18 protein-coding genes are annotated in these 18,382 nt (G+C 68.4%); 9 read left to right on the top strand and 9 right to left on the bottom strand.

The window, feature by feature from the left end:
• Positions 1-347 precede the first annotated feature (347 nt).
• Together K7G19_RS04430 and K7G19_RS04425 are read right to left on the bottom strand one after the other, a co-directional pair.
• Positions 348-2,756 carry a cytochrome P450/oxidoreductase gene (locus tag K7G19_RS04430; RefSeq protein ID WP_226105999.1) on the bottom strand — a complete coding sequence of 803 codons (2,409 nt, stop codon included), beginning with the start codon at positions 2,754-2,756 and terminating at the stop codon, positions 348-350.
• Positions 2,757-2,820: 64 nt separating this feature from the next.
• The gene (locus tag K7G19_RS04425; RefSeq protein ID WP_226105998.1) at positions 2,821-3,801 is read right to left on the bottom strand and encodes a tripartite tricarboxylate transporter substrate binding protein; all 981 of its coding nucleotides are present in this window, start codon (positions 3,799-3,801) and stop codon (positions 2,821-2,823) included.
• Positions 3,802-4,038: 237 nt separating this feature from the next.
• Here K7G19_RS04425 and K7G19_RS04420 point away from each other — a divergent pair, with 237 nt between their 5' ends.
• On the top strand, positions 4,039-4,872 hold the full coding sequence (locus tag K7G19_RS04420) for an IclR family transcriptional regulator (RefSeq protein WP_226105997.1): 834 nt from the start codon (positions 4,039-4,041) through the stop codon (positions 4,870-4,872).
• Between the two features lie 131 nt (positions 4,873-5,003).
• Here K7G19_RS04420 and K7G19_RS04415 read toward each other — a convergent pair whose 3' ends face one another.
• Positions 5,004-5,354 (bottom strand): hypothetical protein, encoded by a 351-nt coding sequence (locus tag K7G19_RS04415; RefSeq protein ID WP_226105996.1) that lies wholly within the window; start codon positions 5,352-5,354, stop codon positions 5,004-5,006.
• 160 nt (positions 5,355-5,514) lie between these two features.
• Here K7G19_RS04415 and K7G19_RS04410 point away from each other — a divergent pair, with 160 nt between their 5' ends.
• Complete coding sequence (locus tag K7G19_RS04410; protein ID WP_226105995.1) at positions 5,515-6,057, top strand: Lrp/AsnC family transcriptional regulator; 543 nt, start codon at positions 5,515-5,517, stop codon at positions 6,055-6,057.
• 108 nt (positions 6,058-6,165) lie between these two features.
• On the opposite strand, the gene K7G19_RS04405 is transcribed toward K7G19_RS04410, so the two are convergent.
• The 3 genes from K7G19_RS04405 to K7G19_RS04395 all read right to left on the bottom strand — a co-directional run bounded on the left by K7G19_RS04405 (position 6,166) and on the right by K7G19_RS04395 (position 7,470).
• Entirely contained in the window at positions 6,166-6,438 is a 273-nt protein-coding gene (locus tag K7G19_RS04405; protein WP_149316156.1) for a hypothetical protein, read from the bottom strand.
• Between the two features lie 281 nt (positions 6,439-6,719).
• Positions 6,720-7,163: a fumarate hydratase gene (locus K7G19_RS04400; protein WP_226105994.1), complete on the bottom strand. Its 444-nt coding sequence runs from the start codon at positions 7,161-7,163 to the stop codon at positions 6,720-6,722.
• A gap of 121 nt (positions 7,164-7,284) precedes the next feature.
• The gene (locus K7G19_RS04395) at positions 7,285-7,470 is read right to left on the bottom strand and encodes a hypothetical protein (protein ID WP_226105991.1); all 186 of its coding nucleotides are present in this window, start codon (positions 7,468-7,470) and stop codon (positions 7,285-7,287) included.
• On the opposite strand from K7G19_RS04395, the gene K7G19_RS04390 reads away from it, so the two are divergent.
• On the top strand, positions 7,456-7,902 hold the full coding sequence (locus K7G19_RS04390; protein ID WP_149316153.1) for a VOC family protein: 447 nt from the start codon (positions 7,456-7,458) through the stop codon (positions 7,900-7,902). The two genes, K7G19_RS04395 and K7G19_RS04390, sit on opposite strands and share 15 nt — an antisense overlap.
• A gap of 123 nt (positions 7,903-8,025) precedes the next feature.
• Positions 8,026-8,433: a VOC family protein gene (locus tag K7G19_RS04385; protein ID WP_149316152.1), complete on the top strand. Its 408-nt coding sequence runs from the start codon at positions 8,026-8,028 to the stop codon at positions 8,431-8,433.
• A 131-nt stretch (positions 8,434-8,564) separates the two neighbouring features.
• Here the strand turns inward: K7G19_RS04385 and K7G19_RS04380 are convergent, their stop codons facing one another.
• On the bottom strand, positions 8,565-9,506 hold the full coding sequence (locus K7G19_RS04380) for a LysR family transcriptional regulator (protein WP_150083770.1): 942 nt from the start codon (positions 9,504-9,506) through the stop codon (positions 8,565-8,567).
• A 244-nt stretch (positions 9,507-9,750) separates the two neighbouring features.
• Here K7G19_RS04380 and K7G19_RS04375 point away from each other — a divergent pair, with 244 nt between their 5' ends.
• From K7G19_RS04375 to K7G19_RS04365, 3 genes are all read left to right on the top strand, one after another.
• Positions 9,751-11,580, top strand: a complete 1,830-nt coding sequence (locus K7G19_RS04375) for a gamma-glutamyltransferase family protein (protein WP_226105989.1) — start codon at positions 9,751-9,753, stop codon at positions 11,578-11,580.
• A gap of 158 nt (positions 11,581-11,738) precedes the next feature.
• Positions 11,739-12,716 carry a tripartite tricarboxylate transporter substrate binding protein gene (locus K7G19_RS04370; protein WP_149316149.1) on the top strand — a complete coding sequence of 326 codons (978 nt, stop codon included), beginning with the start codon at positions 11,739-11,741 and terminating at the stop codon, positions 12,714-12,716.
• Between the two features lie 146 nt (positions 12,717-12,862).
• Positions 12,863-13,354 carry a GAF domain-containing protein gene (locus K7G19_RS04365; RefSeq protein WP_226106324.1) on the top strand — a complete coding sequence of 164 codons (492 nt, stop codon included), beginning with the start codon at positions 12,863-12,865 and terminating at the stop codon, positions 13,352-13,354.
• Between the two features lie 36 nt (positions 13,355-13,390).
• Here the strand turns inward: K7G19_RS04365 and K7G19_RS04360 are convergent, their stop codons facing one another.
• The gene (locus K7G19_RS04360) at positions 13,391-14,740 is read right to left on the bottom strand and encodes a DUF1254 domain-containing protein (protein ID WP_226105987.1); all 1,350 of its coding nucleotides are present in this window, start codon (positions 14,738-14,740) and stop codon (positions 13,391-13,393) included.
• 8 nt (positions 14,741-14,748) lie between these two features.
• Positions 14,749-15,903, bottom strand: coding sequence for a porin (locus K7G19_RS04355; RefSeq protein WP_150083772.1), 1,155 nt, complete (start codon positions 15,901-15,903; stop codon positions 14,749-14,751).
• Between the two features lie 246 nt (positions 15,904-16,149).
• Here K7G19_RS04355 and K7G19_RS04350 point away from each other — a divergent pair, with 246 nt between their 5' ends.
• Positions 16,150-16,866 (top strand): TetR family transcriptional regulator, encoded by a 717-nt coding sequence (locus K7G19_RS04350; protein WP_226105985.1) that lies wholly within the window; start codon positions 16,150-16,152, stop codon positions 16,864-16,866.
• Between the two features lie 101 nt (positions 16,867-16,967).
• Positions 16,968-18,254 (top strand): alkyl sulfatase dimerization domain-containing protein, encoded by a 1,287-nt coding sequence (locus K7G19_RS04345; protein ID WP_226105983.1) that lies wholly within the window; start codon positions 16,968-16,970, stop codon positions 18,252-18,254.
• Positions 18,255-18,382 lie beyond the last annotated feature (128 nt).

Raw genomic sequence — 18,382 nt, 5'->3', positions numbered from 1 at the left:
GCCGGGGCGGCAAGGAGGGCGCCAGGGAAGGCGCCAGGGAAGGCGTCGAGGGAGGCGCCAGGGAAGGCGTCGAGGGAGGCGTCAAGGCAGGCGTCAAGGCAGGCGTCAAGGCAGGCGTCAAGCGAGGCGCAGAGGGCGGCTGAACGCGCAGCCGAACGGACGGCTGACGCGGTGGCTGAACCGGCGGCGGCACCGGCCGCAGACCCGGTGGTTGAACCGGTGGTTGAACCGGTGGTTGAACCGGCGGTTGAACCGGCGGTTGAACCGGCGGTTGAACCGGCTGCTGAACCGGCTGCTGAACCGGCTGCTGAACCGGCTGCTGAACGCCGCCGCCTCGCCCCGGCCCCTCAAAGTTCGAGCACGATCCGCTGCCCGCACTTTGCCCGCGAACAGCAGCTCATCATCTTGCCGTTCGCTTCCCGCTCGGCGCGCGTCAGCACCACGTCGCGGTGGTCGATCTCGCCCGCCAGCACGCGCACTTCGCAGGAGCCGCACAGCCCTTCCTCGCAATCGCTCTGCACGTCGATGTTGCCGGCACGCAGCGCGGCGAGCAGGGTCTGGTCGGCCCGCACCGTGACGACGATGCCCGAGTCCTTCAGCTCTGCCTCGAAGGCCTGCTCCTTGCTCGGATCGAGCGCGCCCAGCGTCGAGGTGAAATGCTCGACGCGCAGCGCGTCTTCGGGCCAGCTCGCGCAACAGGCGGCCAGCGCGTCGAGCATGCGCGCCGGGCCGCAGGCGTAGATCTGCGTCGCGGCATCGGGCTGGCCGAGCAGCGCGCCCAGGTCGGCGCGCGCGCCTTCGTCCCTGGCGTAGACGTGCAGCCGCTCGCCATGCAGCGCCGCCAGCTCGTCGAGCAGCGCCATCGAGGCGCGGCCGCGGCCGCAGTAGTGCAGCTGGTAGTCGATGCCGAGTTCCCTCGCGCGCCGCGCCATCGCGCTGATCGGCGTGATGCCGATGCCGCCGGCGATCAGGATCAGCCGGCGCGCGCTTTCGTCGAGCCGGAAATGATTGCGCGGTCCGCGGATGCGCAGCCGGTCGCCGGCCTTCAGTTCGCGATGGATCCACGCCGAGCCGCCACGGCTCTCGGTCTCGCGCAGCACCGCGATCTCGAAGGCCTGCGTGTCGGCGGGATCGCCGCACAGCGAATACTGGCGCGACACCCCGGTATCGCCGCATTCGACGTCGATATGCGAACCGGGCGACCAGCGCGGCAGCGGCTTGCCATCGGGCGATACCAGCCGCAGCCGCACGATGTCATCGGCCACGCGCGTCACGCGCTCGACCACCACGGTGCGGTTGATCGCATGGCTGGACGGCTCGCCGATCCGCACCGGCGTGCGCGCCTGCAGCAGCGCGGGGTTGCGTCGTTCGGGGTTCTGGCTCGGGTCCCACTCGACCCACAGGTGCTCGGGGCCGCGGAACGAGGTGTTCGGCACGTAGGTGAACTTCTGCTCCGACAGCTTCATATGCGGCAGCCGGCGCGTGAATTCCTCGAGGAAGATCTGCATCTCCATCCGCGCAAGATTCTTGCCCATGCACTGGTGCGCGCCGTAGCCGAAGGTCAGCTGGTCGCTGGCATTGGCGCGGCGGATATCGAACAGGTCGGCGTCGGCGAAGTGGCGCTCGTCGTGGTTGGCCGACGAGGTCACGATCAGCAGCTTGGCGCCGGCCGGGATGTCGACGCCGCCGATCTGCACGTCGCGCGTGGCCAGCCGCCGCCATGCCGCGACCGAGCCGTTATGCCGCAGGCATTCCTCGACCGCGTTCGGGATCAGGCTCGGGTCCTCGCACAGCTCGCGCCAGGCGTCGGGATGCTGCAGCAGCAGCTTGATCGCATTGGCGCTGGCGTTGGCGGTGGTCTCATGCGCGGCGACGATGCCGGCCATCATCATCGAATGCAGATAGGAGTCGGTGACGACGTCGGGATATTCCTTCTGCTTGCGGATGCCGTACTGCATCCAGCCCGGGCCCGATGGATCCTGCCGCATCTTGTCGAGGATGCGCCCGGCGAGCTGCCAGAAGTTGCCGACCGCGTGCGCGACCTCGACCTGCTCCTCCGGTTTTGGGCGACCCCAGGTGTTGACCGTATGGGCGATCGAATACTTGCGCAGCAGGTCCATGTCCTCCTCGGGCACGCCGAGGAAATGCAGCGCCACGGTCAGCGGCACCTCCCACAGGATCTGGTCGACCAGGTCGGCCTTGCCGTCGTCGATGAAGCGGTCGACGTATTCGCGCGTCAGCCGGCGCACCATCGGCTCGTGGTGCTGCAGCTGTTCGGGCGTGAACGGCTCCATCAGCACGCGGCGGCGCGGCATGTGGGCGGGCTCGTCCTCGTTGACCAGCGTGCGGTTCATCGCGTAGCCGTAGGAGGCCAGCACCGCGTTGGCCTCGTCGCCGGTCGGCGTGATCTTCTCCAGGGCGATCGACGGGCTGAAGGTCAGGTTGTCGCGAAAGATCGCCTTGATGTCGTCGTAGCGGGTGACGACCCAATAGCCGAGCCTGGGGCTGTAGAACACCGGCTCCTGCTCGCGCGCCCAGCGCACGTAGTCGGGCGGATCCTGCTGGTAGCCGTCCTCGAACGGGTCGAAGTCCGCGGCGCGCGCGCTGACGGGGCAGCCGGTCGGGCTCAACAACGGCTGGGCAGCGGCGCCGCTGTCGGCAGGGGCCGGAGCATGCGCCTGGGCATGCGTTTGGCCATGCGTTTGGCTGTGAAACGGGCATCCCTGCGCGCGAGCCGGTTCTGTGCGTTCGCTCATGATCGATCCTCTGCAACGGGTTGGCGCGGCGGGCGGGTCCGCAAACCCGGCCCGCCCGCCGGGCTCATTCGAGCGTGATATTCAGGTCGCGGATCAGCTTGTGCCACAGCGCGGTCTCGCTGCGCAGCAGCGCGGCGAACTGCTCGGGCGTGCTGCCGACGGGCTCGACGCCGAAGTCGACCAGCTTGCGGTTGACCTCGGGCTGCCTGATCGCCGCGGCCACGCTGGTCTGCAGCCTGGCGATCACGTCGGGCGGCGTGCCGGCCGGCGTGACCATGCCGACCAGCGCGGCGGCCTCGACGCCCTGCAGGCCGATCTCGGCGAAGGTCGGCACATTGGGCAACTGCGGCAGACGCGTGGCATTGGCCACCGCGAGCGGGCGCAGCTTGCCGGCCTTGAGGAAGGCGGCGCCCGCGGCCAGGTCGGTCATCATCGCGGGCACCTGGCCGCCGACCACGTCGAGCAGCGCCGGCGCGGCGCCGCGATAGCCGATATGCACCATGCGCAGGCCGGCGCGTTCCTTCAGCAGCTCCATCGCCAGATGGTGCGGGCTGCCGGCGCCGGCCGAGGCGTAGCTGACCTTGCCGGGCGCGGCCTTGACCTTGGCGAGGAAGTCGCGCGCGTCCTTGAATTCGGCGTTGGCGCCGACCACCAGGATCATCGGGAACTTGCCCAGCAGCGAGACCGGCGCCAGATCGCGCGTCGGGTTGTAGCTCAGCGTCTTGTACAGCGCGGGGTTGAAGACCAGCGTGCCGTTGTCGGCCGACATCACGGTATAGCCGTCATGCGGCGAGCGCGCGGTCTCGGCCGCGGCGATCGCGGTGTTGGCGCCGGGTTTGTTCTCGACCACGACCGGCTGGCCGATATTGGTGGACAGCTGCTGGCCGATGGTGCGGGCCAGGAAGTCCGAGCCGCCGCCGGCGGCATAGGGCACGATCCAGCGGATCGGCTTGCTGGGGAAGCTCTGGGCGGCGGCTTGCGGCGCCAGCGCCAGGGCGGTCAGCATCGTGCCGGCGAGCGCCAGCATCGACGAGATCTTTCTCATTGTTTGTCTCCTCTGCGGGGATGGGCGGCGCGCCGCCGAATCGTGATGGGACGGTGGTCCGTCCTCTTGTGGCCGCGTACGCCCGATGGCGTCGATGGAATTACGTCAGGCGTAATGCGGTTATGCCAAAAGTAATTGGCGGCCGGACGGCTGTCAAGGGAAAATTACGCTGTGCGTGCTAGCATTACGCCATACGTAATTTCAAACTCACCAGGCGCACAGGCGGGAGCCACGGACATGGCCAATCAGCGAACCGAAGCGGAGACAGGGGAAGGCACTGGCGAGCGGGGCGGCGCGGGCGTGCAGGCGCTCGAAACCGGGCTGTCGGTGCTGGACGCGCTGCTGGGCTCGCTCCATCCGATGCCGCTGAAAGCCGTCGCGCTGGCCGCCGGCATGCATCCGGCCAAGGCACACCGCTACCTGGCCAGCTTCGTCAAGTGCGGCTATGTCGAGCAGGACGACGCGGGCCGCTACAGCCTGGGGCGCAATGCGCTGCGGATGGGACTGGCCTGTCTCGCACAGCTCGATCCGCTGCGGCTGGTGACGCCGGTGCTCGACGATCTGTGTGCGTCGACCGGCGAAACGGTGCTGGCGGCGGTGTGGGGCAACCACGGGCCCACCGTGGTGCAGTGGCGCGATTCGCTGCGGCCGGTCACGGTCAATGTGCGGCCGGGTTCGGTGATGCCGCTGCTGTCGTCGGCAACCGGCCGCGTGTTCACCGCCTTCCTCGATCCGGCCGTGACGGCGCCGCTGCTCGAGACCGAGCTGCAGGCGCGCGCGGCGCTGCAGCCGCCGCGCTTTCCGCACGATGCCGCCGAGGTGGCGCAGCTGCGCGAGCAGGTGCGGGCCAGCATGATCGGCAGCGTCCATGGCGATCTGCTGGCCGGCGTCGATTCGGTCAGCACGCCCGTCTTCGATCGGGACGGCCGGATCGTGCTGGCGATCACGGCGCTGGGTAATGCGGCCACCTTTGACGGCCGGCTCGACGGGCCGGTCGCGGCGGCCATCAAGGCGGCCGCGGCCGATCTGTCGCAGCGGCTCGGCCACGGCCTGCTGGCCGAGCCGGCCTGATCGCTCGGTCCGGAAGGCAGCGGACTGAAGGCGGGGACCTGAAGGCGGCGAACTCAAGGCGGCGAACTCAAGGCGGCGGACTTCAGGCGGCGGACTTGAGGCGGGACCTGAAGGCGGGGGCTGAAGGCCGGTCAGTGGACCGGCGCGGCGGCCGGCGAGGCCGCGTTCGCGGTATCGCGGCGCCGGGCGGCCGTCGGCTCCGGCTGTCCCAGGGATTCCTCGACGACCGCGACTTCGCGCACATCGACGCCGTTTTCCAGGCGCTTGACCAGCAGCGAGAACAGCGCCGGCTCCTCCGCCGTCACCGACAAACGCAGCCATTGACCGGCGCCGGGCAGGGCGCTCGGTACCAGCGTCATCGCGGCCAGCCCCAGGCCGGTGCGGCGCGCCGTCGCCAGCGTCCACTCGATGGCGCCGATCAGATCGTGCTGGTCGAGCAGCAGGGCGAGTTGCAGGGCGGGGGGCGAGGCTGGGGCGGACATGACGGCAACCGGTGGCAGTGAAGATGTAGTGAATTTACCAGCCGGTCCGCAGAATGTGCTTCTTAATATTCTGCTGTGATGACTCAGATCAGAATGAATCGGCTAGTATCCATCGGTGATGTAGAGAAATCTTCTTTTCCGACCGATTTGACCGATGCCGATGACCGATCCGACGAACCCCGCGATCACTCCTACGGCGGCTGCCACGACGAGTCCCGCTTCCCGGTCCGCCACCAGGCTGTCCCCGAAGCTCGACGAAACCGACCGCCGCATCCTGCGCGCGCTGCGCCGGGACGGCCGGCTGTCCAATCTGAAGCTGGCCGAGCAGGTCGGCCTGTCCCCCACGCCATGCTGGAACCGCGTGCGCGCGCTGGAAGAGGCCGGGGTAATCCAGGGCTATACCGCCTTGCTGAACCAGAAGGCGCTTGGCCTGCCCGACACCGTGCTGATCGAGGTCACGCTGGAGCGGCACGACGACGACATGCTCGATCGCTTCGGCCGCGCGTTGGCGCAGCTGCCCGAGGTCATGGAGGCGTACCTGCTGACCGGCGAGTATGACTATCTGATCAAGGTGGCAGTAGCGGGCACCGAAGGCTACGAGGAGTTCCTGCGCCACAAGCTGTACAAGTTGCCCGGGCTGCGGCACAGCCGCTCGACCTTCGTGCTGCGTTGCATGAAGCGCGAGCCGTCGGTGGAACCCTGAGCCACCTTGAAGGAACCCTAAGCGAACCTCGAGCCAACACTTGGGGAAACCGTGAAGCAACCGTGACGCAATCGTAAGCGCTGCGTTTCGCGCGTTTTCGCCTTCCGCTTACTCCACCACTTCGAGCTGGAACTCGCCGGTCGGCCCGTCGTACCCGATGCGCAGCCGCGCGCCGTTATGGCGGCAGGACTTGGCCACGCTGCGCAGTTCCGCCTGGCGTTCGCCGCGGCGCAGATGCGAGCGCGCCTTGGTGCTGATTTCACTGGGGCCGCAATCGTCGTTGCGGCATTGATAGCGCATCCATTGCCCATAGGAGCGCGGGCGCGCCGATGCTTCCGTGATGGTTGTGCACAGCGGACAACGTTGCAGGGCTTCCTTCATTGCCATTCCCATTCGGTGTCGTTTGCACGGGGACATCGTGCGAGCGTGCGGCAAAAGCGCCGCCAAGGCTCACTGCGATGAGCGCAAGCGATTTACGCAAAGTGATTTAACGCAAGAAAGTGATGCCGGAAGAAAGCAGATTATCGGCACATCGGGCCGGCCTTGGCTACCCCCAAATCGGTAGCCCCTCGGCGGGAGGGTCGGCACCGCGCGATCGGACGATCGCCGCGGTGCCGTGATGCAGCCCTCGAGCGAGGGCATGGCAGCAGGGGCGGCGGCGCTCAGGCAGCCTTGGCGACGACGCCGGCAGCCGGCTTCGTCTTTGCAGCGGCCTTCGGTGCGGCCTTCTTCGGTGCCTTGACGACCTTGGCGGCGGGCTTGGCGGCCTTCGGTGCGGCGGCCTTCTTCGGCGCGGCGGTCTTGGCGCCGGCCGGCTTCTTCGCCGACTTGGCGGCCTTCGCTGCCTTCGCCTTTTCCTTCTGCGCGGCCAGCTTGTCCTTCGCGGCCTGCTTCTCGGCCTGCAGTGCCAGCTTGGCGGCGGCGACAGCCTGCGCGACTTCGCGCTTGGCGGCGTCGATCGCCTTCTTCGTGTCGGCGCGCAGCTTCAGCAGGCGCTTCTTCGCGGCTTGCGCTTCGCGTGCCAGCACGCTGGCCTTCTTGGTCGGTGCCGCCGGCTTGGCGGACTTCACTGCGCGCGGCGCGCTTTTCTTGTTGGCAACGGCCATTGTTCTATATACCCGAAATGTGGTTTATGGAGCGCGGAGTATAACCGGTCACACGTGTACGAAGAAACGTTCTCGTCGCATCGTGTGGCGCTTTTGCGCGCGATGCGATCGTCTATGCTGCCTAGGGGATTTGCCGCGCGGCGCCCGCCGTTCGCGGCGCGGGGCGATCCGGTTTCAAATCGGTGACGTCGAAGCGGTGATTTCGCACCGACGATTTCGGCACCGACGATTTCGGCACCGACGATTTTCGAACCGATGATGCGCCGATGCCGCCGCGCAAGGAGCGATTGAGATGACCGATACCCATTCCGGCGCCGCCGGCAGCACCGGCAGTACCGCCATTCCGTGCCTGCGTTATCGCGATGCGCCGTCCGCAATTGCATGGCTGTGCGATACCTTCGGTTTCACGCGGCATCTGGTGGTCGAGAACGACGACGGCACCATCGCGCATGCGCAACTCAATTACGGCAAGGGCATGGTGATGCTGGGCTCGGTGCTCGATTCGCCGTATGGCAAGCTGATGCGCCAGCCGGACGAAGTCGGCGGCGGACAGACCCAGAGCATTTATCTGGTCGTGCCCGATCCCGACGCGGTATTCGCGCGCGCCAAGGCGGCGGGCGCGCAGATCGTGCTCGAGTTGAAGGACCAGGATTATGGCGGCCGCGATTTCAGCTGCTTCGATCTCGAAGGCCATCTGTGGACGATCGGCAGTTATGATCCGTGGGTCAGTACGTCGTAGGCGCGGACGATTGAATCCGCCAGTTTTCCGGATCCGGAATCCGGTTCCGGAACCCGTGCCATTACCCTCTGCGCCATTTCCAACACCATATTCAGAACCATTGCAAAACCAGGAGACACCTCGATGGCGACCCAGATTTTCGTCAACCTGCCCGTCAAGGACCTCGACCGCTCGGTCGATTTTTTTACGCGGCTCGGCTATCGCTTCGATCCCAAATTCACCGACCGCAATGCCACCTGCATGATCGTGTCGGACCAGATCTACGTGATGCTGCTGGTCGAGGACTTCTTCAAGACCTTCACCGGCAAGGCGATCTGCGATACCGGCAGCAGCACCGAAGTCATTCTGGCGCTGTCGATGGACAGCCGCGCCGCGGTCGACGACATGGTGTCGAAGGCCGTCGCGGCGGGCGCGCGCACGCCGAACGAGCCGAAGGACTACGGCTTCATGTACCAGCACGGCTATGAAGACCTCGACGGCCATCTGTGGGAGGTGTTCTACATGCAGCCGGAGGCGGCGCAGCAGTCGTAGTCGTCAGCATGTCGTTCCCGCGAGGGCGGGAATTCCAGCGTCCCGGAAAGCGGCCGGGCTTCCGCTTTCGCGGGGACGACAGGCCCTGACAGACGGCAAGGATGAGTGGGCGATGACCGTTGGCGACCGCTTCAACCGCTCGCCGCCTGCAGCGCCGTCACCAGCGCCATCAGCGGCCCGCTGTGCTGCGCGCGGCGCAGCCACATCGCCTCCACGGGCGGGAGGTCCCAGCGCAAGGCATGGGGCAGCAGGGCCGCGCCCCCGCCATTGGCCAGTTCGACCGCAACCGCGCGCGGCACGATCGTGATCGCGCGCGGCTGCGTGCGCAGCAGCGTGGCGATGGTCTTGATCGAATAGGTTTCCACCAGCGGCAGCGGCGGCGCCACGCCCGCGGTCGCGAACATCGTATTGATGGTGCGGCGGGTCGGCGTCTGCGGCGGCGGCATGATCCAGTCCAGCGTGGCCAGCCGCGCCCAGTCGAGCGCGCCGCGCGAGAGCCGCGCCGCGGCGCGCGTCGGCACCACCAGCGTCGGCTCCTCGCGATACAGCGGCACCTGCACGATGTCTTCCCCCGCGGCATAGAACGAGCGCGCGATCACGCAATCGACCTCGTGCGCGCGCAGGGCGCTGACCAGTTCGTCGGTGGTCCCCTCGCGCACCAGCACCGCGATGCGCGGCTGCTGGCTCAGGGCATGCGAGCAAGCCGCGTCCAGCACCGCCGGCGCGATGAACGGAATCACGCCGATGCGCAGCCGCCCGCCGAGTCCCGCATCGAGTACCGCCAGTTCGTCGCCGAGCGCCCGCGCGTCCGCCAGCGCGAGCCGCGCATACGCGAGCACGGCGGCACCGGTCTCGGTGGCTTCCAGGCCCGCGCGTGACCGATGAAACAGCGGCGTCAGGAAGATCTCCTCGATCTCGCGCAGCGCCTTGGTCACCGCCGGCTGGCTCAGGTTCAGCTCGGCGGCCGCGCGCGACAGCGAGCGATGCCGCTCCAATGCCAGCAGCAACGACAGCTGCTTCAGGCGCAGGCGGGATATCAGGTTGTGCTGCAGGCGGTCGGCGAAGGCAGGCATGGCAAAGGGACGAAGGAGGGGGCGAAGGATGGCGAAGGGCGGGTTTCCGGGAGTCGCGCGATCAGTCGCGCAGCCGGTCGAGAAACCGGTCACGCAGCCGGTCACGCAGCCGGTCACGCGCCAGTCGTATAACCAATCCGGAATGGAAGAATAAAGCAATCGTGCGTTCTGGTTATTCGATCTTCCTATACTTGCCCCATCGCTTGCCCCATCCCACCCACCCAGATCGCCTTCGGAAACCAGCATGTTCACCACCCGCCCGGAAATCGTCGGTACCTTCGGCGTCGTCTCGTCGACCCACTGGCTCGCCTCGCAGACCGCGATGGGCGTGCTCGAGCGCGGCGGCAATGCCTTCGACGCGGCGGTGGCCGGCGGGTTTGTGCTGCAGGTGGTCGAGCCGCATCTGAACGGCCCCGGCGGCGAGGCGCCGATCCTGCTGTGGAGCGAACGCGAGCGCGCCGTGCGCTCGATCTGCGGCCAGGGTCCGGCCCCCGCGCTGGCCGACCCGGCCGCGATGCGCGCGATGGGACTGGAACTGATGCCCGGCATCGGCCTGCTGCCCGCCACCGTGCCCGGCGCATTCGGCGCGTGGCTGACCATGCTGCGCGACTACGGCACGTGGTCTCTGGCCGAAGTGCTGGCGCCCGCGATCGCCTATGCGCGCGACGGCTTTCCGCTGGTGCCGCGTATTTCGCAGGCGATCCTGGCGGTGCGCGAACTGTTCCAGCGCGAATGGCGCGATTCGGCCGACGTGTGGCTGGTCGATGGCCGCGTGCCGTCACCGGGCTCGCTGCATGCCACGCCCGCGCTGGCGCGCACCTACCAGCGCATCGTCGAAGAGGCGCACGCGGCCGGCGCCACCCGCGAGAAGCAGATCGATGCCGCGCTCGACTGCTGGTACCGCGGCTTCGTCGCGCGCGAGATCGATACCTATTGCCGCACGCAGCAGGTGCGAGACACCACCGGCGAGCGCCATCGCGGCCTGCTGCGCTACGAGGACATGGCGTCCTGGCAGCCCGAGGTCGAAGCGCCGCTGACGCTGGATTTCGGCCGCTATACGGTCGCCAAGTGCGGCGTCTGGAGCCAGGGCCCCGCCTTCCTGCAGCAGCTCGGCATGCTGCGGCACGCCGGATTGGAGGCGCACGAACCGACGTCGCCGGGCTTCGTCCATCGGATCGCCGAGGCGGCCAAGCTGGCGATGGCCGACCGCCTCGCGTGGTACGGCGATCCGCGCTTTGCCGACGTGCCGGCGCAGGGCCTGCTCGATGCCGACTATCTGCGATCGCGCGCGCAGCTGATCGGCGCGCAGGCATCGCGCGAGATGCGGGCCGGCACCGTCGACGGCCGCGCACCCCGCCTGCCCGATCTCGACGCGGCCGAGCGCACGCTGGCCAGCGCCGATACGCGCTTCGGCGTCGGCGAACCGACCTTCGCCGCGCTGCCGCCGGTGCAGCAATGGGCCGAGAAGGAGATCTTCGTCGGCGACACCTGTCATCTCGACGTGATCGACCGCGACGGCAATATGGTCGCGGCGACGCCGTCCGGCGGCTGGCTGTCGTCGAGCCCCACCATTCCGGCGCTGGGCTTCGCCCTCAATACGCGCCTGCAGATGACCTGGCTCGAGCCGGGCCTGCCCAATTCGCTGGCGCCGGGCAAGCGGCCCTGCACCACGCTGTCGCCGTCGCTGGCCTTGCGCGACGGGGAGCCCTATATGGTGTTCGGCACGCCGGGCGGCGACCAGCAGGACCAATGGTCGCTGGCCTTCTTCATGCGCCACGCGGTGCACGGCATGAATCTGCAACAGGCGATCGACGCGCCGGCCTGGCACATCGACCACTTCCCCGGCTCGTTTTGGCCGCGCCAGACGGTGCTGAACCGGCTCAGCATCGAGTCGCGCTTTCCGCAGGCGACGCTGGACGCGCTGCGCGATGCCGGCCACGAGCTGCGCATCGGCGAGCCGTGGTCGGAGGGACGGATGTCGGCGTGTTCGCGCGAGCGCGACGGCAAGGGCCGGCTGGTGCTGCGCGCCGGTGCGAATCCGCGCGGCATGCAGGGCTATGCGGTGGGACGCTGAGAGTGGGGATGCCGCGGCATGGCCCGTGCAGGCGCCGATATGTCACGGCACGATGGAACGGCAGAGCGCCAGGCCAGCAGACCAGCAGAACGACAGAACGACAGAACGACAGACCGGCCGCGCGGTGCGTCCGGCATGACAAACGGGGGAAAACGACCATGAAGACGACGATTCGAAGCTGGCTGCGCGGGGTGGCCGCGCTGGCGCTGTGCTGCGCCGCAGGCGCCGCGGCGGCGCAGGACTATCCGACCAAGCCGATCACGCTGGTGGTGCCGTGGGCGCCGGGCGGTTCGACCGATATCCTGGCGCGGGTGCTGTCCGAACGCCTGACGCGCTCGCTGGGGCAGCCGGTCATCGTCGACAACAAGCCAGGCGCATCGGGCAATATCGGCTCGGCCATGGTCGCGCGCGCCAAGCCGGACGGCTATACGCTGCTGATCGGCTCGATGAGCACGCATGCGATGAACCCGGCGCTGATGCCGAACATGCCGTTCCGCGGCGTCGAGGATTTCACGCCGCTGGGCCTGCTGGCCTACGTCACCAACACGATGGTGGTCCACCCGTCGGTGCCGGCCAACAACGTCAAGGAACTGATCGCCTACGCGCGCGCCAATCCCGGCAAGCTGGCCTACGCCAGCGCCGGTCCAGGTTCGACCAACCATCTGAGCGCGGTGCTGTTCGAGAAGATGGCCGGCGTGGAGATGCTGCACGTGCCGTACAAGGGCGGGGCGCCTGCCGTGGTCGACACGGTCGCGGGCCAGACCCAGCTGCTGTTCTCGGCCGGCACGCAGACGCTGCCGCACGTCAAGGCCAACAAGCTGAAGCTGCTGGCCGTCACCGAGGCCAGGCGCTCGCCGCTGCTGCCCAATGTGCCGACCGTCGCCGAGACCGTGCCGGGCTACGAGCTGGCGGTCTGGTATGGCGCCTTCGGCCCGGCCGGCATGCCGCCGGCGCTGGTGACGCGCCTGAATGCCGAGATCAACAAGGTGATGCAGCTGCCCGAGGTCAAGGCAAAGATGGACGCGATCGGCGTGGAGACGACCACGTCGACGCCGCAGCAGTTCGGCCAGGTGCTGCGCCGCGATGCCGACCGCTACGGCAAGCTGATCCGCGACCTGAAGATCAGCGCGGAGTGAGCGTGAGCGAAGCATCCAATCCGCAGGACGCCGCGCTGGCGGCCCTGGCTGCGCTGCGGCAACGATTGACCGCGAAGCAGGCGGCTGCGCTGGAGTCCGCGCTTGAAGTCGAGCATGAGGCCGTGCATCGAGCCGAGCATGAGGCCCTGCATCGGGCCGCGCCAGGCCAGGCCGAACACGGCGCCGCGCTCTTCGACGCGGTCGGGGACGCCACGCTGGCGCTGCTCGGCCCCGGCCTGCTGACGATCAATCTGTGGCGCCCGGACACCCGGGAAGTGGTGCGCCAATGGTCCAGCGATCCCGCTGCCTATCCGGTCGGCGGCAGCAAGCGCAAGGGCGATACGCCGTGGACGCGGCAGCTGCTGGAGCGCACCGAAGTCTTCGTCGGCGAAGGCGACGCGGCGCTGGCCGAGGTGTTCGACGATATCGCAACGATCCGCGCGCTCGGGCTGAGGGCAGTGGTCAATGTACCGATCGGCGAGCGGGGTCGCTGCATCGGCACGTTCAACTACCTCAGCCCGAGGTCGGCGTGGCAGGCCGACGAGGTCGAGACGCTGCGCCGGCTCGCCGATCTGGCCGCGCCGGCCGTGGCGCAATGCCACGCGCGTCAGACAGGGCCCGCGCGGGACGGAGGCTAGTCTCGGTCGGCAGGCTCAGCCGGCGCGCGACGCGGGTCAGGTCTCGATCGGCTCCGGCGCCGGCTGCTGGAAGCGCCGCGACAGCAGCGCCTCGCGCGGGTGGTAATAGCGCAAGGTCAGCGAGAAGCGGCCGGCCGGCGCCGGCAGCCAGTTGGCCTCGCGTGCCGGCTCGGGCCGCGCATGTTGCAGCCACAGGTCGATGCTGCCATCGGCATTGACCAGCAGTCCCGGCGTGCGGTCGCCGATGGTATAGCGGCCGATCGGATTCTCGGTGAAGAAGCGCCGGCCGTCGGGCGCGAACTCGTACATCGACAGCGACCAGAACGCGTCGACCGGCATCGCCGGCGGGATATGCAGCCGGTAGGCCCGCGCACCGTCCAGCCGTTCGCCGGCCGCATCGTTGACGCAGGTGGCGTAGATGGCCTCGGCGCGTTCCAGCGCGCCCAGGCCGATCAGCGATACATGGGCGCGATAGGTGTAGTCCTTGCCGAAATTGCCCAGATGGTCCGGGCCCGATTGCCACGGACCCGATTCGCTGCCATTGCCGAAGCCCGGCGTGCGCGCCAGTTCCTTGCGCAGCGCCGGCAGCATCGCGCGCCAGGCCTGCTGGATCGGCGTCGGCAGGTCGCCGTAGGCATGGCGATGCCCGGGGCGGATGCCGACTTCGGCAAAACTCGCCACCAGCTCGCGTTCGTCGTCCGGCACCGGATTGCGGCCCAGCACCTCATTGACCAGATCCAGATAGCTGGCCGGATCGGCCTCGTCGGGCACGGTCTCCAGCAGGCCGCTGCCGCCGGTGTCTTGCGGTCCTTCTTGCGATCCAACTTGCGTTCCAACTCGCGATCCCACCGGCTCAAGCCGGATCGCATCCTGCAAGGCATGCACCGCCGGCAGGTCGTGCTCGCCATCGACCAGCAGCCGGGCGAGCAGCCAGACATCGTTGCTGGGACAGCGGATCAGCCGCGCGCCGGCTGGCGCGTCGCCGGACCAGTCGGGCCCAGCCAGCAGGAATTCGGCGGCCTCCGAGCCGGTCGTGCGATTGCCGATGCAGGCGAAGTTGTTGGTGAAGATGTCCAGCAGCGCCACGCTGTAGTAGCGCTCGCCCATGTCCGGCAGCCGCAGCAGCATCGGTCCGCCGTGCAAGGCCAGGTACGACAGCGAATACAGCGTGTCGTTGTTGGGCTGCGTCACGGTGCGGGCGCGATGGTCCAGCAACCGGCGGTAATGCAGCAGGCCGTTGACGGGCACGCGGTTGCGGTTCTGCGGGTTCTGCGTGATCTGCCAGCGCACCTGGGCGAGATCGTGCACCGGGAAGGTATAGATGAAGGCCTCGCGCAGGCGCGCGGCGAGGGCGGGATCGGTGGTGGTGTTTTCCATGGCTTGCATCGTGGCTGCTAGAAGATGGTGCGGATGCCCAGCGAGATGCCGAGTTGTCCCTTGGCATCGGGCCGCTTGTAATAGACCTGCGAGGTGGCCGGCGCGTAGCCGACCGACTGGCCGTTGGGCAGATAGCCGATGTTGTCCCAGTTCAGCGAGGCATTGCGCGCGTACATCACGCCGGCGAACACATCGGTGCGCTTGGTCAGCCGATAGTCGGCCAGCGCCAGGTATTGCTGCGGATTGACCGGATTGACGCTGGCGCCGCCGATATCGGCCCGCTTGATGTCGTCGTAGTAGTAGGCCAGGCTCAGGCGCAGCGCGGGTGTGGTCTGCCAGTGCACGCCGGCCCAGTACATGTCGTCGCGGTGCGGCAGCAGCGTGGGCGTGCCCTCGCCGGGCGCCACCGAGTTGCCCCAGCGGTAGCCGGCGACGAACTTGAACGCGCCGATCTCGTAGCTGCCGGCCAGGAAGGCGCGCATGTCGCGGCCGTAGTCGCTGGAGCCGGAGGCGCCGGACGCCTGCGCGGCATTGAGCGTCTTGACCTCGTCGTAGGCCGCCGCCACGCCGAAGCCGTTGGTGTAGTACGACACGCCGATGCCGTAGGCCGAGCCGGCGGCGAGGCTGCCGGTGCGCTCGCCGAACGACCAGTGCGTGTGCAGCGACAAGGGTCCGAACTTGCCGTGGTACTGGACCATGTTGTTCTCGCGGAAGTTCGGCCCGGCCATGCCGACCACCGGCTCGAACTCGGGGGCGTAGGCCACCGGCGTGAAGCTGCCCAGTGCCAGGAACGACGAGGTGTACTGCCGGCCGAAGGTGATGCGGCCCAGCTCGTTCTTCAGGCCGACGAAGGCCTGCCGGCCGAAGATCGCGTTCTGCCCCATCTGCCCGTTGTCGGTGTTGAACTGGTTCTCCAGCACGAACAGCGCCTGCACGCCGCCACCGAGTTCCTCGGTGCCGCGCAGGCCGAAGCGCGACTGCGCGATGCCCGACGAATTGAGCATCGTGCGCGAGCCGCTGCCCGGCGCCAGCACGCCGCCGCTGACGTTCTGCGAGTTGTTGACGTACTGCAGGCTGGCGGTGACCACGCCATACAAGGTCACCGACGATTGCGCATGCGCGCCCTGCGCCATCAGGCCGGCGGCCGCCGCCGTGATCCACCATCCCTTCATGCCGTGTCTCCTCCGTGTCTTGCGATGTTCTTCGTGGCCCGCAGCGTTTAATACGTGGTATTACGCGGGTCCGGAACACCATAGCGCCGCATGGCGATTCGAAAATCTGGGGATTACCCCGAGGCGCACGTTCGCGTCATGAGGACGTTCGATTTCTCGGGTTAATCCCTAGTATTAGAACGGCGCGACGCGTCTATGCTGACAGCGAACCTCGCGATGGTCGCGGGGACATTGCGGATCGCACGCATGAAGCTCAAACAGATTCGCTCGGTGATCGGCGAGGACACCGAGACGGCGGGACGGCGCAAGGTGGCGGCGCCGGTTGCCGAGGAAGAGGCCGCCGTGCCGGGCACCGCTGCCAGGATGCTGGAGATCGCGGAGCGCCTGTTCGCCGAGCATGGCGTCGAGCAGGTGCCGCTGCGCCGGATCGTGCTGGAGAGCGGCCAGCGCAACCGCTCGGCGCTGCACTACCACTTCGGCTCGCGCGAGGCGCTGGTCAGCCATCTGCTGAACCGGCGGCTGCACCAGATCAACGTGATTCGCCATCGCTATCTGGACCGGCTGGCGGCCGAGGGCCGCGATAACGATCTGCACGCGGTGGTCGAGTGCACCATCCTGCCGCTGGCCGACACGGTGCGCGATACCGACTGGGGCCGGCACTACCTGCAGGTGCTGGCGCAGACCACGTTCAGTCCCAACCTGCTGAAGAAGGGGCTGGTCGAACGCGACGCGGTCTCGGCGCTGGTGCGCGTGCGCAAGCTGGTGTTCGCGCTGTGCCCCGAGATACCGCGCGAGGTCATGAACCTGCGGCTGACCTGGTTCAACGACACCGTGGTCTATTCGCTGGCGCACTGGTATCGCGACCAGGGCCGCCGCGGCGGCGAGCCGCCGCTGGCCGAACTGATCGACTGCTGCGCGGCCAGCCTGAGCGCGCCGGTCAGTTCCCGCGTCGGCCGGCGCTAGCCGGTCCTACCGGTCTTTTTTCCCCTGGCGTTGCCCACGATGACGCTCCCCGGCGGAGCAGGGCGGCGCTCGTCCTTCGTTCTGTCACAGGAGTCGTTCGCATGCAGGAATTCGAAGCGCGCCCCGCCGCGCTGGCCACCGGCGACGGGGTCGAGGCCGTCGCCCCGGGTGTCTGGAAGCTGCACGGCCAAGGCCAGTCCTTCGTCGCGCAGATCACCACGCAGACCGCCACGCAGTCCGGCGCCGCCGATGGCGATGCGCTGCTGCTGGTCGATGCCGGTCCTGGCGGCGCCATTACGCGCGGCATGATCGACGCACTGCGCAGCGTGACCCCGTTGCCCATCGCCGCCATCGTCTTCAGCCACGGCCATCTCGGCTACAACAGCGGGCTGCCGCTGTGGCTGGCGCATTGCGCCGAGCGCGGCGACCCCGCGCCGCGCGTGATCGCCCATGCCAACGTGCTGCCCCGGCAGGCGCGCTACCGCGCCACCATGCCGCTGCAGGAGGCGCTGGCCGAGGTGCAGTTCCGCCAGCCGCGTGGACGCCTGGCCGGCAAGCTGAGCCAGCATGCGCCGACCGAAACCTTCGCGCAGGGGCTGACCATCGGCACCGGACCGCGCCGCGCCGAGCTGCTGTGGGCGCCGTCGGAGACCGACGACGCGCTCGCGGTCTGGCTGCCCGAATCGCGCATCCTGTACGGCGGCCCGGCCGTGATCGACTCGATCCCGAACATCGGCACGCCGCTGCGCACGCTCCGCGATGCGCCGCGCTGGGCCCGCACGCTGGAGAACCTGGCCGCGCTCGAGCCCGAGCGCGTGGTGCGCGAGTTCGGCGCCGACCTGTGCGGCGCGCAGGCGGTCGAGGTGCTGCGCCACACCGCAGGCGCGCTGCACTGGCTGCACGACGAGGTGATCCGGCTGATCAACCAGGGCATGGACGAGCGCGAGATGCTGGCGGCGCTGCGCTATCCCGAGGAGTTGTTCGGCAAGCCCTGGATGCGGCCGAGCTACGGCGATCCCAGCTATATCGCGCGCGATATCTACCGCGCGGAAAACGGCTGGTGGGACCGCAACGCGACCTCGCTGCATCCGGCGCCGCCGGAGCAGGCCGCCGCGCAGATCGCCGAGGCGGTCAGCGATCACGACGCGCTGATCCGCCATGCGCAGGGGCTCGCCAACAAGGGGGAGATCCAGCTGGCCCTGCACGTGATCGACGTGCTTGCCGGCGCGCCGGGCGATGCGCCGACGCTGCGGCAGGCGCGCGAATTGAAGGCCGGGTGGCTGCGCCAGCGTTCGCGCCAGGTGGCCAGCTATGTATCGCGCAGTCTCTATCAGGCCTGCGCCGACAGCATCGAACGCGGTGAGCGCCACCCGTTCAGCCAACGATAAGGAGAGGACGGACGATGTCGATCGACAGGAAGAGCGCCTGCGAGAGCGCGTACGAGAGCGGAGACAAGGGAGCGCACAAGAGGGCGGATAAAGAGGCGGACAAGAGCGCGGACAAGAGCGCGAACGGT

The sequence above is a fragment of the Cupriavidus sp. DB3 genome (genome assembly GCF_020418465.1).
GTDB lineage: Bacteria > Pseudomonadota > Gammaproteobacteria > Burkholderiales > Burkholderiaceae > Cupriavidus > Cupriavidus cauae.
This window is presented reverse-complemented; position numbering and strand designations above follow the sequence as displayed.

What these genes read in the sequence shown, in the direction of transcription:
- K7G19_RS04430 (WP_226105999.1), bottom strand. Translation starts at nt 2,756, where the DNA reads ATGAGCGAACGCACAGAACCGGCTCGCGCGCAGGGATGCCCGTTTCAC.
- K7G19_RS04425 (WP_226105998.1), bottom strand. Translation starts at nt 3,801, where the DNA reads ATGAGAAAGATCTCGTCGATGCTGGCGCTCGCCGGCACGATGCTGACC.
- K7G19_RS04420 (WP_226105997.1), top strand. Translation starts at nt 4,039, where the DNA reads ATGGCCAATCAGCGAACCGAAGCGGAGACAGGGGAAGGCACTGGCGAG.
- K7G19_RS04415 (WP_226105996.1), bottom strand. Translation starts at nt 5,354, where the DNA reads ATGTCCGCCCCAGCCTCGCCCCCCGCCCTGCAACTCGCCCTGCTGCTC.
- K7G19_RS04410 (WP_226105995.1), top strand. Translation starts at nt 5,515, where the DNA reads ATGACCGATCCGACGAACCCCGCGATCACTCCTACGGCGGCTGCCACG.
- K7G19_RS04405 (WP_149316156.1), bottom strand. Translation starts at nt 6,438, where the DNA reads ATGAAGGAAGCCCTGCAACGTTGTCCGCTGTGCACAACCATCACGGAA.
- K7G19_RS04400 (WP_226105994.1), bottom strand. Translation starts at nt 7,163, where the DNA reads ATGGCCGTTGCCAACAAGAAAAGCGCGCCGCGCGCAGTGAAGTCCGCC.
- K7G19_RS04390 (WP_149316153.1), top strand. Translation starts at nt 7,456, where the DNA reads ATGACCGATACCCATTCCGGCGCCGCCGGCAGCACCGGCAGTACCGCC.
- K7G19_RS04395 (WP_226105991.1), bottom strand. Translation starts at nt 7,470, where the DNA reads ATGGGTATCGGTCATCTCAATCGCTCCTTGCGCGGCGGCATCGGCGCA.
- K7G19_RS04385 (WP_149316152.1), top strand. Translation starts at nt 8,026, where the DNA reads ATGGCGACCCAGATTTTCGTCAACCTGCCCGTCAAGGACCTCGACCGC.
- K7G19_RS04380 (WP_150083770.1), bottom strand. Translation starts at nt 9,506, where the DNA reads ATGCCTGCCTTCGCCGACCGCCTGCAGCACAACCTGATATCCCGCCTG.
- K7G19_RS04375 (WP_226105989.1), top strand. Translation starts at nt 9,751, where the DNA reads ATGTTCACCACCCGCCCGGAAATCGTCGGTACCTTCGGCGTCGTCTCG.
- K7G19_RS04370 (WP_149316149.1), top strand. Translation starts at nt 11,739, where the DNA reads ATGAAGACGACGATTCGAAGCTGGCTGCGCGGGGTGGCCGCGCTGGCG.
- K7G19_RS04360 (WP_226105987.1), bottom strand. Translation starts at nt 14,740, where the DNA reads ATGCAAGCCATGGAAAACACCACCACCGATCCCGCCCTCGCCGCGCGC.
- K7G19_RS04355 (WP_150083772.1), bottom strand. Translation starts at nt 15,903, where the DNA reads ATGAAGGGATGGTGGATCACGGCGGCGGCCGCCGGCCTGATGGCGCAG.
- K7G19_RS04350 (WP_226105985.1), top strand. Translation starts at nt 16,150, where the DNA reads ATGAAGCTCAAACAGATTCGCTCGGTGATCGGCGAGGACACCGAGACG.
- K7G19_RS04345 (WP_226105983.1), top strand. Translation starts at nt 16,968, where the DNA reads ATGCAGGAATTCGAAGCGCGCCCCGCCGCGCTGGCCACCGGCGACGGG.